Annotated in this window: 13 protein-coding genes; 2 read left to right on the top strand and 11 right to left on the bottom strand. The window is 68.3% G+C overall.

The annotated features are described in order from the left end of the window. Window positions 1-123 precede the first annotated feature (123 nt). The 3 genes from LK539_RS23580 to LK539_RS23590 form a co-directional block, all read right to left on the bottom strand. On the bottom strand, window positions 124-1,545 hold the full coding sequence (locus LK539_RS23580; RefSeq protein WP_373889591.1) for a TolC family protein: 1,422 nt from the start codon (window positions 1,543-1,545) through the stop codon (window positions 124-126). 10 nt (window positions 1,546-1,555) lie between these two features. After that, window positions 1,556-1,879 (bottom strand): hypothetical protein, encoded by a 324-nt coding sequence (locus tag LK539_RS23585; RefSeq protein WP_227803512.1) that lies wholly within the window; start codon window positions 1,877-1,879, stop codon window positions 1,556-1,558. A 94-nt stretch (window positions 1,880-1,973) separates the two neighbouring features. Then, window positions 1,974-2,570 (bottom strand): hypothetical protein, encoded by a 597-nt coding sequence (locus LK539_RS23590; RefSeq protein WP_227803513.1) that lies wholly within the window; start codon window positions 2,568-2,570, stop codon window positions 1,974-1,976. Between the two features lie 37 nt (window positions 2,571-2,607). Between LK539_RS23590 and LK539_RS23595 the strand changes: the two genes are divergently transcribed. Further along, window positions 2,608-3,606 (top strand): amidohydrolase family protein, encoded by a 999-nt coding sequence (locus LK539_RS23595; RefSeq protein ID WP_227803514.1) that lies wholly within the window; start codon window positions 2,608-2,610, stop codon window positions 3,604-3,606. Here the strand turns inward: LK539_RS23595 and LK539_RS23600 are convergent, their stop codons facing one another. Then, entirely contained in the window at window positions 3,607-4,311 is a 705-nt protein-coding gene (locus LK539_RS23600) for a hypothetical protein (protein WP_227803515.1), read from the bottom strand. Window positions 4,312-4,463: 152 nt separating this feature from the next. Beyond that, a complete protein-coding gene (locus tag LK539_RS23605; protein ID WP_227803516.1) occupies window positions 4,464-5,426 on the bottom strand; it encodes a YafY family protein in 963 nt (320 codons plus the stop codon). Window positions 5,427-5,537: 111 nt separating this feature from the next. Here LK539_RS23605 and LK539_RS23610 point away from each other — a divergent pair, with 111 nt between their 5' ends. After that, the gene (locus LK539_RS23610; RefSeq protein ID WP_227803517.1) at window positions 5,538-6,185 is read left to right on the top strand and encodes a glutathione S-transferase family protein; all 648 of its coding nucleotides are present in this window, start codon (window positions 5,538-5,540) and stop codon (window positions 6,183-6,185) included. Here the strand turns inward: LK539_RS23610 and LK539_RS23615 are convergent. The 6 genes from LK539_RS23615 to hmgA form a co-directional block, all read right to left on the bottom strand. Continuing rightward, window positions 6,182-6,592 (bottom strand): secondary thiamine-phosphate synthase enzyme YjbQ, encoded by a 411-nt coding sequence (locus LK539_RS23615; RefSeq protein WP_227803518.1) that lies wholly within the window; start codon window positions 6,590-6,592, stop codon window positions 6,182-6,184. The two genes, LK539_RS23610 and LK539_RS23615, sit on opposite strands and share 4 nt — an antisense overlap. Before the next feature lie 13 nt (window positions 6,593-6,605). Further along, window positions 6,606-8,909 carry a bifunctional diguanylate cyclase/phosphodiesterase gene (locus LK539_RS23620; protein WP_227803519.1) on the bottom strand — a complete coding sequence of 768 codons (2,304 nt, stop codon included), beginning with the start codon at window positions 8,907-8,909 and terminating at the stop codon, window positions 6,606-6,608. Between the two features lie 111 nt (window positions 8,910-9,020). Further along, window positions 9,021-9,722, bottom strand: a complete 702-nt coding sequence (locus LK539_RS23625) for an MBL fold metallo-hydrolase (protein ID WP_227803520.1) — start codon at window positions 9,720-9,722, stop codon at window positions 9,021-9,023. A gap of 74 nt (window positions 9,723-9,796) precedes the next feature. Next, window positions 9,797-10,603 carry a TlpA disulfide reductase family protein gene (locus LK539_RS23630; RefSeq protein WP_227803521.1) on the bottom strand — a complete coding sequence of 269 codons (807 nt, stop codon included), beginning with the start codon at window positions 10,601-10,603 and terminating at the stop codon, window positions 9,797-9,799. A gap of 13 nt (window positions 10,604-10,616) precedes the next feature. Then, the gene (locus tag LK539_RS23635) at window positions 10,617-11,945 is read right to left on the bottom strand and encodes a hemolysin family protein (protein WP_373889592.1); all 1,329 of its coding nucleotides are present in this window, start codon (window positions 11,943-11,945) and stop codon (window positions 10,617-10,619) included. A 129-nt stretch (window positions 11,946-12,074) separates the two neighbouring features. Beyond that, on the bottom strand, window positions 12,075-13,382 hold the full coding sequence (gene hmgA, locus LK539_RS23640; RefSeq protein WP_227803522.1) for a homogentisate 1,2-dioxygenase: 1,308 nt from the start codon (window positions 13,380-13,382) through the stop codon (window positions 12,075-12,077). Window positions 13,383-13,416: the final 34 nt, after the last annotated feature.

Genomic DNA, 13,416 nt, shown 5'->3' on the forward strand with positions numbered 1-13,416 from the left:
GTTCATGACAGGGGCTTCCGGCAGCGTGGCCGCGCCGGCGCGGCTCACCAGGCCGGCGCCGACCAGGGCGGCTGCGCCGGTAAAGAAATCTCGACGGGAACTCATTGTTGACGCATTCCTTGTTCAGTGTCCCGCGCCGGCTTCGCCAGCCGCCGGGGTGGAAACCATGGAGATCGACGCGCCGCCGCTGCCGCTGATCGCGGCCTGCAGCTCGCTTTCGGCGATCCAGAAGTCGCGCTGGGCCTCGATCGCCGCATTCACGCCGGCGATCTGGGCGCGGGCGTCGGCCAGCAGCTCGAATACGCTCATCAGCATGCCGTTGTAGCGCAGCAGGGTCTCTTCCGAGATCTTCTTGCGCAGCGGGACCAGCTCGTCGCGGTACTGCCTGGCCACGTCGTAGCTGCTGCGGTAGGCCGAATAGGCTTCGCGCACCTGCGAGCGGGCGTTGACGGCGGTGGCGGCGGTGCGGTGGACCGCCCCCATGTACAGCATCTCGGCCTTCGCTACTTTCGCGCCGCCCCAGTCGAAGAGCGGCAGCGCGAGCTCGATCTCGTAGCCGTTTTCACGCGGCGCGCCGGACTTGCTGGTGTTGGCGTAGCCGGCTTCCAGCACGTTGATCACTCCGGTGGCGCGGGTCAGGCCCAGGGCGCGCGCTGTCGACTCGGTGTCGTGCTTTGCCAGGCGCACGTCGAGGCGCTGCTGCATGGCGAGCGACTCGATATTGCCTGGCTCGCGCACGGTGGCCGGCAGCTCCGGCAGCCGCTCGGGCAGGCGGAAGGCGGTGTGCTCGCCCCAGACGCCCATCAGCCTGGCCAGTTGCTCGCGCGCAGCGGTGGCGTTGTGGCGGGCGCGCGCCAGCTGGGCTGCGGCTTCGACGGAAAAGGCCTGTTCGCGCGCCTGGTCGAGGCTGCTCAAGTGACCGACTTTCGCCATGCGCTGCGCAAGCTCGGCGCTCGCTTCGGCCGCCTCGCGCACCTGCCCGGCGTACTGGGCGGATTGGGCGGCCGCGACGGCCCTGAACCAGGCCTTGCGGGTGTCCGCAGCCAGCCGGACCGCCTCATTCGCCGCGGCCAGTTTGGCGCTCTCGAAACGGCGCGACTCGATGTCGCGGCGGATCGGCATGGTCAAGAGGCCCACCAGGTCGAACATGAGGCTGCGCTCGATCTCGGTCTCGCCGCCACCGGACATGCGGCTGAAGCTGAAGCCAGGATTGGCCATGCGGCCGGCCTGCACCAGGTCGGCCTCGGCCACGCCGAGTTCGGCCAGCGAGGCGCGCAGGCTGCGGTTGTTGAGCAGGGCGACGCGGACGGCGCTGTCGGCTGTGAGCGGCTCCTTGAGGAGCTGATTGAGTGCCGCCTCTGCGGCGGTGTTGTCGGCGTTGGCCTTCGGCAGGCGAAGGTCCTGGCCGGTGCGCTGTGCGGTCAGGTCGGACACGGCGTCCATGCCGCCGTCGCGGGAAAAGCTTGCGCAGCCGCCCAGCAGGAGCAGCATGGCGCCCGCCGCGACGGCGCGCAGCGCTGGCTTGGGCAAGGGTGTTGTCATCATGGGTTTGGACTCAATGATGTTTGCTGTGGTCCACAGGCGCAGGCTTGGCCGGCTGCGCGGGCGGGTTGGCGGGCTTGTCTGGTGCGGCGCCATGTCCTGCATGCGCCTCATGGGCGCCGACGGCCGCGTTGGCGGCGCGCCAGGCCTTGTCGGGAGTGGCGTCGTCCGCCTGCGGCATCTGCGAGGGGACGGTGGCGAGCGGCACATAGACGAGCGGCGGCACGGGTGCCTTGGGGTCGGCCGGATCGGCCGGCGCACGGGTGGGCTGGGCCTGGGCGCACACCGGCACGGCCAGCAGGGCGCCGATAGCGGCAGCCCGGAGCTTGGAAATCATGGTCAATCCTCGGATCGGTGACAGGGCGTGCAGCGGCACGCGTGTACGCGGGAGCCCGGCGCCGCAGGGGTGGCCGCTTCAGCTCTCGCCGGATTCAGAGGGATTGCTGCCTGGGAGGGCGTTGGGGGCCGTCCTGGATGAAGCCGACGGCAAAGGCCGCGGGCGCAAGGGCGACCGCATCGGAGCCATCGAAAGCCGGGACGGAAAGCTGGGTGGAGGGTGGGGCGCAGGCGCCAAGGCAGAACGCGGAGCAGGCGCTGCAGGTGGAATGCGGCTTCTTGTCGCCGTCACCGTCCGCGGATGCGTCGTCCGAGGATGCATGCTCGCTTCCGTGATGGGCGTGCGCATCCATCATGGCCTCATGCTGCGCCGGGGCGGCATGGTGCGCGAGCTGGTTCGACTCCTGCGACACGGGTGCGCACGACAGACGGCCTGCCGCCACCGCCTGGAGCGGAAGCACGGCCAGCAGTAGCCAGACTATCAATGTCTTGAGTGTGCGGAGCATAGGTGCGGCGAGTATAGCACGACAAAATTCGGCCTGGACGTGGCCAGGAATGGCCAACACCAGCCGGGCTGGAAAGCGCTTGACCTTTCCGGCTACGCCAAGCCGCAGGCCGTTCGTCCGGCGAATAGTGCATTCCATCGGAAAGCCGAGCCTTGACAGGGCCGCTTTCGCTAAGCTGCCTGTCATGGGGCGTGCACCGCACGCCCGACAACGAAGGATTGGCATGATGATGAACAAAATGATCGCTCCCTTGCTCGCGATGTCCCTGCTGGCGTTCGCGCCGCCGGTAGATGCGGCGCCCGCCGATAGCGCCTCCGGCAAGGCGCCCGCCACCGTGCCAGTGCCCGGCGCGGATCACCACCAGCATCTGTTCAGCCCGCGGATCGTGGCCCTGATCAATTCGCCGGCCATCAAGGAGGTGCCCGCCGCCGCGCTGGTTGCCAACCTGGATCAGCTCGGGATCCGGCGCGCCACCGTGCTGTCGACCGCCTACATGTTCGGCCGGCCTGACCGCAATCTTCCCGACGAGTACGAGCTCGTCCGGGCGGAAAACGACTGGACCGCACAGCAGGCCGCGCAGTATCCGGACCGCCTGGTGGCGTTTTGCGGGATCAATCCGATGCGCGAGTATGCCTTGAAAGAGCTGGCCCGTTGCGCAGCGCATCCGGAACTGCGCCGTGGCGTCAAGATGCACATCGGTAATAGCGACATCCAGTTCGACGACCCGGCCCACGTCGCCCGCCTGGGCGAATTCTTCAAGGCCGCCAATCGTGCCAGGATGGCCATCGTGGTGCACCTCCGCGCGAGCATCAGCAAGAAGCGGCCTTACGGCGCCGTCCAGGCGCGGGTCTTCCTCGACCAGCTGCTGCCGCTTGCACCCGATGTGCCGGTGCAGATCGCGCACCTCGCAGGGACCGGGCCGGGCTTCGAGGATCCGCCGGCGCAGGAGGCGATCGCCGTGTTCGCCGAAGCTGTCGAGCGTGGGCATCCCGCCACCAAGAACCTGTGGTTCGATATCGCCAGCAACGCCGACGGCGAGAATTCGCCCGACACGACGGCGCTGCTGGTCAAGCGGATGCGGCAGATCGGCATGGCGCGGCTGCTGTACGGCTCCGACACGCCCACAAAACAGGCACAGGCCTGGGAGGCCTTCCGGCGCCTGCCCCTGACCCAGGCGGAGTTCGCACAGATCACCGCCAATCTGGCGCCGTATCTGCGCTAGTCAGGCCGCCGGCCGCAGCACCCGGCCGGTCAGGCCGACCGCATACCAGCAGTCGAACATGCGCTTGAAGGCGTCGAACACCTGGTTCACCAGGAAGCTGGCGGTGGTGTGCTCGTCTTCGGTGGCCTTGTAGACGGGAGCCGGGAGCGCGAGTTGGGTCGAAGCGTGACTGGCCTCGGCCTGCTGGTGCAGCCGGCCGAAGTAGTGCAGGTGTTCGGCCATGCCGAGTTCCTCGACCAGCCGGTACATGGGCTCGTTGAAGCAGGCGAACGTGGATTCGAGGGCGCGCAGGATCACCATGCGGTAGAACGGGGTCTGCCAGGTCTTGGCCAGGTGGATCGCGTGGTAGACGGTTTCGCGGGTGGCGTGGTTGACGGGCGACCAGACGTCGCTGAGGGCCTGGGCGGCCGGCAGGCGCAACAGGCGGCGCCCGTGCTCGATCACCGTCAGGTCGTCCAGGTACCACTGCCAGTGGAAGGCGTCTTCGTCGCAGTGGCGGTGCACGCTCAGCTGCAGGGCCGACTTGTCGCTGTTGTCGCGCAGCGCCGACAGGATGTCCTGGAAGCCCATGGTGAAGAAGATCATTGCCGGGATAAAGGAGAGCCGCTGGTGGGGCTCGACCCTGGCGTCAGCCATGTAGGTGCACAGCACGGACTGGCTGAGGCGCGCCTTGCGCTCCTCCAGCAGATCGTCGAGGAAATCCATGGGCGGGTCGGTTCCTTGTCTACTTCGCCAATGCGGGAAATGCAGAATTTCGGGGCCGTTTTCGCTGCGCCGCGCAGGTGCAGCGTGACGACCTGTGGGCAGTATAGGCAAACGGCGGGCGCGCGTCCGCCCCCACCGCGGGGGGGAACATGCTAGGCGGGTAGGGTGTAGGTCTTCGCCAGCTGCGCCGCGATGCGCGCCATCTCCGCGCGCAGGGAGCCCGGCCCGATCACCTCGAGCTCGGCGCCGAAACGCAGCAGGTCGAACGGGGCGTGGCACAGCGGGCCGACGGGGAGGGTGACGCTGCGCCAGCCGTCCGGCCCGGGTTCGGCGATCGCGGCGTGCGCCACGGCATAGGGCGGCAGGAAGGCTTCCATCATCTTGAAGCCCCAGGGCGAGAGCCGCAGCATAGCTTGCTCCGGGTGCTGCTCCTGCTCGAAGCGGCGCGCGCTCTCGAGCCACCAGGCCTGCAGGTCGAAGCCGGCGGCGTGTTCGACCTGGCCGTCGAGCAGCTCGAGCTCGCGGATGCGCGACACGCGGTAGGTGCGCACACTGCCGCCCGTCCGGGCGACCAGGTACCAGGCGGCGCCCTTGAGCACGATGCCGAGCGGTTCCAGCACCCGTTCCTTCTCGGCGCTCCAGCTACGGTAGACGACGCGGACCGGCCGTTCGTCCCAGACGGCGCGCGCCAGTCGGGGCAGGCAGTCCGGCCGCTCGCTGGCTTCGAACCAGCCCGGCGCATCCAGGTAGAAACGCAGGCGTCCGGCGCCGGTGCGGACCTCGGCGGGCAACGCCGCCAGCAGCTTGTCGCGCGCGCTGGCGCAGACCCCATCCAGCCCGAGCTCGGCCGCCTGGCCGGACAGGCCGCCGAGGAACAGGGATTCGGCCTCCTGCGCCGACATGCCGTTCAGGCGGGTGCGGTAGCCGTCCAGCAGGCGGTAGCCGCCCTGGTTGCCGCGTTCGCTGTAGATCGGAATGCCGGCGCCGCTCAGTGCCTCGACGTCGCGGTAGATGGTGCGCAGCGATACCCCGCAGTCTTCGGCCAGGGCGCGCGCGGAAGCCTGGCCGCGCGCCTGCAGCGTGGTGAGGATGGAAAGGAGTCGGCTGGCGCGCATGTGGCGAGTTTAATCCATACCTGACAAAAGATGTCAGCTTGACCTCTTTACCATGCTGTTCGTCGACCGCGGATCGGCCAACCCACACCACCAACCAATCGAGGACACAGCATGAGCACACAGCGCAGCATCACTTTCTACCACTCGCCGCACACCCGGGCCTCGGCCACGCTCGCCCTGCTGGAAGAGCTGGGCGCCCCCTATGAACTGCGGGTCCTGAACATGAAGGCGGGCGAACAGCGCCTGCCGGCCTACCTGGCCGTCAACCCGCTGGGCAAGGTGCCGGCCATCGTGGACGGCGACACCGTCGTGACCGAGCAGGTCGCCATCTTCATCCACCTGGCCGACCGCTTTCCGCAGGCGGGCCTGGCGCCGGTGCTGGAGGACCCGCTACGGGGCGCCTACCTGCGCTGGCTGGTCTATTACGCGGCCTGCTTCGAGCCGGCGCTGGCGGACCGCTCGCTGGGACGCGATCCGGGCCCCTATATGAGCTCGCCCTACGGCGACTTCGACACCATGCTGGGCGTCCTCGAGGCCCAACTGCAGCGCGGGCCCTGGCTGCTCGGCGACACGATCTCCGCCGCCGACATCCTGTGGGGCACGGCGCTCGACTGGAGCATGGCCTACGCCGGCGTGCCGCGCCTGCCGGCGCTGGTCGACTACGTCGCCCGCATCGGCGCGCGGCCGGCGGTCAAGCGGGTGGGGGAGCGCGACAATGCGCTCATGGCCGAGCATATGGCGCAGGCGGAACCCGCTTAAAGCACGGTGACGACGACCTTCCGACGGTGCGGGTGGCTGCGGTGCTCGTACAGGTAGATGCCTTGCCAGGTGCCGAGCAGCAGGCGGCCGCCGCCGACCGGCACCGACAGGCCGGAACCGGTGAGCATGTTGCGCACGTGGGCCGCCATGTCGTCCGGCCCTTCGGCGTCGTGGCGGTAAGCCGGGTCGCCGTCCGGGGCCAGGCGCGCCAGCACCGTCTCGAGGTCGCGCCGCACGTCGTGGTCGGCGTTTTCGGTAATCAGGAGCGAGCAGCTGGTGTGCTGCACGAAGACGTGGGCCAGGCCGCAATCGACGCCGGCGGCGCCCACCACGGCGGCCACGGCGTCCGTGATGTCGCGGGTGCCGCGGCCCTTGGTTGGAATCTCGAGGATGCTCTGGTGCGCCATGCGCTGCATCGTATCACGCGGCGGCGCGCCCTTCGGGATTGGCCAGTTCGGCCAGCACCTCGTCGAGCGGAGCCGGACGCGAGAACAGGTAGCCCTGCATGCAGGGGCTGCCATGGCGGGCCAGGTAATCGGCCTGCTGCGCGGTCTCGATGCCCTCGGCCACCACGCGCAGGCCGAGGTGGTCGGCCATTGCCAGGATCGACTGCACGATCGCGGTGCCGTTGACGTCGTTGGGGGTGTCGCGGATGAAGCTCTTGTCGATTTTGAGTTCGTACAGCGGCATCTTCTTCAGGTAGGCCAGGTTCGAGTAGCCGGTGCCGAAGTCGTCCACCGAGAAACGGATGCCCAGGCTCGCGAGCTCATGCATGCGGGCGATGGTCTGGTCCAGTTCCGACACCAGGAGGCCCTCGGTGACTTCGAAGATCAACTCGCTGGCCGGCGCGCCGGTGTCCAGGAGGACGGCGCGCACCTGATCGACGAAGTCCGGCTGGCGGAACTGCGCTGGGCTGACGTTGATCGACAACGGCAGCGGGTGGCCGCTTGCGGCCAGGCTCAGCCAGGCCTCGCATGCCTGGCGCAGCACCCAGTTCCCCAGCGGGACGATCAGGCCGGTCGATTCGGCGATCGGGATGAACACGTCGGGCGGCACCAGCATGCCGTCCGCACGGCGCCAGCGCATCAGCAGCTCGGCGCCCACCGGCCGCTGCTCGTGGTCGACCTGCAGCTGCAGGTGCATGGCCAGCTCGCCGTTCTCGAGCGCCATCCCGAGGTCGCGTTCCAGCGTCAGCTTGTGCTCGGCGTCGGCCAGCATGGTGGTCTCGAACAGCGCCACGCCGTTGCGTCCGGCTCCCTTGGCCTCGTACATGGCGGTGTCGGCTTCGCGCAGCAGGTCGTGGCTGCTGTGGCTCGGCCGCAGCGGCAGGGCCACGCCGATGCTGCCCGAGGAGCGGTAGACGTGCTCGCCGATCGTGACTTCCTCGCTGACCGCGGCCAGCACCTTGTGCGCGACCTTCATCGCGCTGGCGGTGGCGGTCTCGGTGTCGAATCCGAGGTCCTGCAGCAGGATGACGAATTCGTCGCCGCCCAGGCGCGCCACGGTGTCGCGCGAGCGCACCACCGACACCAGGCGTTCGGCCACGTGGCGCAGCAGGGCGTCGCCCGTGGCATGGCCGCGCGCGTCGTTGACGTATTTGAAGTTGTCGAGGTCGATGAACAGCAGGGCGCCCAGGCTGCCGCCGACGTTGCGGCTGGCGACCATGGCGTCGAGGCGCTCGGTGAGCAGGCGGCGGTTGGGTAGGCCGGTCAGCACGTCGTAAAAGGCCAGGTGGTGGATCGCCTTGGCCGAGTTGCGGCGCTCGGTGATGTCGCGTCCCACCACCACCCAGTGCGTATTGCGCCCGCCCTCGCTGGCGAAAGGCACCATCTCCATCTCGACCCAGAACGGGTCGCCGGCCTTGGTGTAGTTCACCAGCTCGGCCGACACCGGCTCGTTGCGGGCCACCGCGCGCAGGATGCGCGCGACTTCGTCGGGGTCGGTGTCGGGGCCGTGCAGCAGGCGCATGCTGTTGCCGATGATTTCCTCGCGCGCGTAGCCGGTGCGGCGCTCGAAGGCGTCGTTGGCAAAGATGATCGGCTGCTGGGCGCCGGGAGCGTCGACCGCGCGCGCGATCAGGACCATGTCGTTCAGGCGCGATACCGCGGCCGAGGTCAGACGCAGCTCGGCGTTGAGCTCGTGCAGCTTGTCCTGCTTGGCTTCCAGCGACTCGGCAAAGCCCTGGACTTCGCCGAGCGTGCGGGTGAGGCCCTTGAGCAGGGTGCCGCAGGTGATGGTGATGACGGCGCCCACGCACAGGTAATTGATGGTGACGGCGATCGACGCGATGACCTCGCGGTTGTCCAGGCCGATCACGACCAGCCGGGCGTAGCCGGAGAGGCCGAGGCCGAGGATGGTCAGCGCGGTCAGGAACAGGATTGCCAGCGCCTGGCGGGTGCCGAGCAGGATCACCGCCATCACGGGCGGGCCGATCAGGTAGATCTGGCTGACCGAGCCGACCGTGAGCATCAAGCCGACGCCGACGACGAAGATCACACCGAGGAAGTTCAGCACCCTTGCGGTGTAGGAAATTTGTTCGAAGCGCCAGATCGCAAAGATCCAGGCCAGCGCCACCACGTCGAGGACGGCGACCGCCCAGAGGCCGTCGGCCATCGCGAACAACGCGCTGGGAATGGCCGTGAGCGTGCCGAGGACGAGCGAGGTCGTCGTCAGGGTCGAGAAAATCCGGCGTCGCCAGTCGGCGATATCATAGAACTGTTTCATGCAGCTGCCCGGGTACGCAGCCATTGTTGCATGTGCGCACTATTTATTGTCTGAATGAAACATGATACCGGAACTTGGCCGCGCTGTCACCGAGCGCGCTAGAGGTGTTGCTCAAACGCTGTGCATGAGCCCCAGCTGGCGGTTGGCCGGCACCGCCACATCCATCAGTTTCGGGCGCGGCAGGTTCAGCGCGCCCATCAGGGCCACGAAGTCTGCACGCGAACGGTTCGCCAGGCGCGCGTTGTGGGACTTTTCCCAGCCGATGGTCGACACCGACTGGCCCTTGTAGTCATGGCCGGGCCAGACCCGGGTGGCGTCATCCAGCGTAAACAGCTTGCGGGTGACGCTGTCGTAGAGGGCGTCTGCGCTGCCGCCCTGGAAATCGGTGCGCCCGCAGCCGTCGACCAGCAGGGTGTCGCCGGTGAACAGGTTGCCGCGCCACAGGTAGCACATGCTGCCGGCGGTGTGGCCGGGCGTGTGGATGACGGCGATGTGCTCGCGCAGGCCGAAGCCGATCACGTCGCCGTCCTGCAGCTGCACTTCCGCCGACGGAATGCCGCAGCCGCTCGGCACGCAGGCCTTGGCCCCGGTCAGCGCGCGCAGCTTGCCGGCCGAGGTGACATGGTCGGCGTGGGCGTGGGTTTCCAGTACGTGGGTGAGCGTCAGTCCGAGGCGCTCGACGTGGGCGAGGTCGCGCTGCCAGTGGCGGTCGACCGGGTCGATGATCACCGCGTCGCGGCTATCCGGGGCCGACAGGATATAGGTATAGGTCGAAGATTCGGCGTCGAACAGCTGGATCGGGTTGACTTGCATGGGGCCTCCTGGGTGCGGTGCGTGTTGTACCACAGGATCGCTTGCGGGGGAAGCAGGCGGAGAGAAGACCGGCTTTAGCGGGCGATGGCTTGCAGCTTGTCGGCCAGCGTGGCCTCCGACAGCTCGCCCACATGGCGGGAGCGCAGCACGCCTCGCGCGTCGTAGAACAGGGTGGTGGGATAGCCCACGGAACCGGTGCGCGCGGCCAGCTGGCCCGCCGGATCGACCAGCACGTTCTGCAGCCGCAGTCCCTGCGCCGTCAGGAAGCCCTGGACCTTGGCCGCCGATTCGCCCTGGTTCACGAACACGAAAGCAACGTCGCTCCGGCTGGCCTGCATCGCTCCCAGCGCTGGCATCTCGCGCCGGCACGGCGGGCACCAGGTGGCCCACAGGTTCACCACCAGCGGCTTGCCCTGGTAGGAACGCAGCGCCAGCTCGCTGCCGTCCAGCCGGCGCACGCTCAGTTCGGGCAGGGGCGCCTGCGGCGGCGCGAAGGTTTGCAGCAGCAGGGTGCCGCCCAGCCAGAGCGCGACGCCGGCCAGGCTGGATGCCAGCAGCGGGCGGCGCAGGGGCGGGTGGCGGCGCGTGAGTTCTGCGCCCACCACGCAGGCCACCAGCAGGCCGGCCATGGCGTCCAGGCCGCCGTCGCGGATATCGAGCGCGGTCCAGGGACGGACCGCGAACAGCTCATGGTGGCGCAGCACGAAGACCGCACGCGCGGCAAGGAAGCCGGCCAGCAGCATCTTCCACAGCAGCCGGCCGGCGTCCAGGCCGCGGCGGCGCTTGAACCAGTCGGCAAGCAGGGTGGCCAGCAGGATCGCGCCCAGGGCCACTAAGGTGGCGGTGGGCAGCACGACAGGGCCCAGCTTCAGGACGTCCATCGGGTGGACGGGATCAGTCGCGGTCCGGCTCGGACTCCACCGGCACGTAGCGCGTCACCAAAACGCGGTCGATGCGGTTGCCGTCCATGTCCATGACTTCGAAACGGAAGCCTTCCCAGTCAACCAGCTCGGCCGGTTTCGGGATGTAGCCCAGCTGGTAGAGCATGAAGCCGGCCAGCGTGTGGTAGGCGCCTTCGTCTTCGCCAGGGAAGGTGAGCTTGGTGTCGAGCAGGTCGCGGAAGCGGTCGAGCGAGACGCCGCCATCCAGCAGCCAGCTGCCGTCCGGGCGCTGGACGGCGTCGACGTCGTGCTCTTCGCCGGCTACGGTGACGTCGCCTACCAGGGCGCTCATCACGTCGCTCAGTGTGACCATGCCCTGGATGTCGCCGTACTCGTCGACGATCAGGGCCAGCTCGGCGCGGTTCTTCTTGAACATCTCCAGCAGGGCCATCGCGCTCACGGTTTCCGGCACATACAGAAGCTCCTGCACCGCCCCGTCGATATCGATGTTGTTGGCGGCGCCGCTGCGCACGGCCTGCGCGAACAGGTCGCGCGCCATCACGTAGCCGAGGATGTGCGAGCGGTCGCCGCGGCAGACCGGGAAGCGGCTGTAGGGATTGGCGGCGATGGTTTCCAGGTTGTGCTGGCGGTCTTCTTCGAGGTCGAGGATCACCAGGTCGACGCGCGGCGTCATCAGGGACTTCAGGTGCTGGTCGTCCAGGCGCAGGGCGCGCTGCACGATGTCGTATTCGGTCTTTTCGAAGACGCCGGTGTCGGCGCCTTCCTTGATCATGCCGGTGATGTCTTCCTCGGTCGGCGCTTCTTCCTTGGCTTCGCGGATGCCGATTACGCGCACGATGGCATTGGTGCTCAGCGACAGGAACTTGACGAAGGGCGCCATCAGCACCGAGAGCAGGCGCAGAGGCTGCGAGATCAGGGTGGCCGTCGCATCAGGGAAGGCCATGGCGATGCGCTTCGGGACCAGTTCGCCGAAAATGATCGACAGGATGGTGATCGAGATGACGACCACGCCAAGCGCCACTTCGCGCGCATACGGGCCGACCACGGGCATCGGTTCGAGATGAGGCGTGAGGTGGCTGACCAGGGAGGCCTCGCCGAATGCACCGTTGAAAATACCGATCAGGGTGATCCCGACCTGCACGGTCGAGAGGAAGTGGCTGGGATCGTCCGCCAGATCGAGGGCGGCGCGCGCCCCGCGGCTGCCTTCTTCTGCGCGCCGTTCCAGGCGCACGCGCTTGGCCGAGACCAGTGCCAACTCGCTCATGGCGAACACTCCGTTCATCAGGATGAGGAAGGAGATGATCAATATGTCGGTCAGCACTGGCGCGGGGCCTTTCGTCGGACGATCCGGGCCGCGACCGGACGCGCCAAAGGCGGCGCGCCCCTGCATCATCGCATGCCGGCCCCTATCCGCGCCACACGAATTGTCAGCCTGGCATTCTTGACGAGCTTAGGGCGTGGTCCGGAAGTGCTTCCCGATGCCGGCCCAGCACTGCTGGTAGTCGGGCTGCAGCTGGGGCGAAGACAGCGCGTACGGGGTCGGCACGATCACATGGCGGGTCTCGAACATGAAGGCCATGGTGTCCTGCACCTTGTGGGGTTTACCGGTGTCGGCGCTGCTGGCCTTGTCGAAGGTGGCGGCGTCCGGCCCGTGCCCGCTCATGCAGTTGTGCAGGCTGGCGCCGCCCGGCACGAAGCCCTCGGCCTTGGCGTCGTAGGCGCCGTGGATCAGGCCCATGAACTCGCTGGCGACGTTGCGGTGGAACCAGGGCGGGCGGAAGGTGTCTTCGCCGACCAGCCAGCGCGGCGGGAAGATCACGAAGTCGAGCGTGTCCACGCCCGGGGTATCGCTGGGCGCCTGCAGCACCAGGAAGATCGACGGGTCCGGGTGGTCGTAGCTGATCGAGCCGATGGTGTTGAAGTGGCGCAGGTCGTATTTATACGGCGCGTAGTTGCCGTGCCAGGCCACCACGTCGAGCGGAGAATGGCCGATCGAGGCCCGCCACAGGCCGCCGCAGAACTTGGCCACCAGTTCGAAGTCGCCTTCCACATCCTCGTAGCGCGCCACCGGCGTGAGGAAGTCGCGCGGATTGGCCAGGCCGTTCGAGCCGATCGGGCCCATGTCGGGCAGCTGCAGCAGGGCGCCGAAGTTCTCGCAGATGTAGCCGCGCGCCTGGCCGTCGGGCAGGGTGACGGCAAAGCGCACGCCGCGCGGGATCACCGCGATCTCCTGCGGTTCGACTTCCACCAGGCCCAGTTCGGTGTGGATGGCAAGGCGGCCCTGCTGCGGCACCACCAGCAGCTCGCCGTCGGCGCTGTAGAAGTAGCGGCCCGCCATGTCGCGGTTGGCCGCGTACAGGTGGATCGCGCAGCCTTGCATCGACTCGGGCGAGCCGTTGCCCGCCATGGTGACCCAGCCGTCGATGAAGTCGGTCGGCGCGTCCGGCATGGGCAGGGGACTCCAGCGCAGCTGGTTGGGCGGCGCCGGGGTGTCGAAGCGGCTGACGATGCGCCCGGCGTCGAGCGGGGTGAAGGTCCCGTGCACGGCGGCCGGTCGGATCCGGTACAGCCAGGAGCGGCGGTTGTGGCTGCGCGGCGCCGTGAAGGCGGTGCCGGAGATCTGCTCGGCGTACAGGCCATAGGCCACGCGTTGCGGCGAGTTGCGGTGCTGCGGCAGGGCGCCCGGCAGGGCTTCGGTGGCGAACTCGTTGCCGAGTCCGCTCATGTAGCCGGATCTGGTGTCAACGTTGGGACTCATGCGTCTTTCTCCTGGTGTGTATACACGGGTGGGG

This window comes from Massilia sp. IC2-476 (assembly GCF_020707295.1).
Taxonomy (GTDB): domain Bacteria; phylum Pseudomonadota; class Gammaproteobacteria; order Burkholderiales; family Burkholderiaceae_D; genus Telluria.

What these genes read in the sequence shown, in the direction of transcription:
- LK539_RS23580 (WP_373889591.1), bottom strand. Translation starts at nt 1,545, where the DNA reads ATGATGACAACACCCTTGCCCAAGCCAGCGCTGCGCGCCGTCGCGGCG.
- LK539_RS23585 (WP_227803512.1), bottom strand. Translation starts at nt 1,879, where the DNA reads ATGATTTCCAAGCTCCGGGCTGCCGCTATCGGCGCCCTGCTGGCCGTG.
- LK539_RS23590 (WP_227803513.1), bottom strand. Translation starts at nt 2,570, where the DNA reads ATGACAGGCAGCTTAGCGAAAGCGGCCCTGTCAAGGCTCGGCTTTCCG.
- LK539_RS23595 (WP_227803514.1), top strand. Translation starts at nt 2,608, where the DNA reads ATGATGATGAACAAAATGATCGCTCCCTTGCTCGCGATGTCCCTGCTG.
- LK539_RS23600 (WP_227803515.1), bottom strand. Translation starts at nt 4,311, where the DNA reads ATGGATTTCCTCGACGATCTGCTGGAGGAGCGCAAGGCGCGCCTCAGC.
- LK539_RS23605 (WP_227803516.1), bottom strand. Translation starts at nt 5,426, where the DNA reads ATGCGCGCCAGCCGACTCCTTTCCATCCTCACCACGCTGCAGGCGCGC.
- LK539_RS23610 (WP_227803517.1), top strand. Translation starts at nt 5,538, where the DNA reads ATGAGCACACAGCGCAGCATCACTTTCTACCACTCGCCGCACACCCGG.
- LK539_RS23615 (WP_227803518.1), bottom strand. Translation starts at nt 6,592, where the DNA reads ATGGCGCACCAGAGCATCCTCGAGATTCCAACCAAGGGCCGCGGCACC.
- LK539_RS23620 (WP_227803519.1), bottom strand. Translation starts at nt 8,909, where the DNA reads ATGAAACAGTTCTATGATATCGCCGACTGGCGACGCCGGATTTTCTCG.
- LK539_RS23625 (WP_227803520.1), bottom strand. Translation starts at nt 9,722, where the DNA reads ATGCAAGTCAACCCGATCCAGCTGTTCGACGCCGAATCTTCGACCTAT.
- LK539_RS23630 (WP_227803521.1), bottom strand. Translation starts at nt 10,603, where the DNA reads ATGGACGTCCTGAAGCTGGGCCCTGTCGTGCTGCCCACCGCCACCTTA.
- hmgA (WP_227803522.1), bottom strand. Translation starts at nt 13,382, where the DNA reads ATGAGTCCCAACGTTGACACCAGATCCGGCTACATGAGCGGACTCGGC.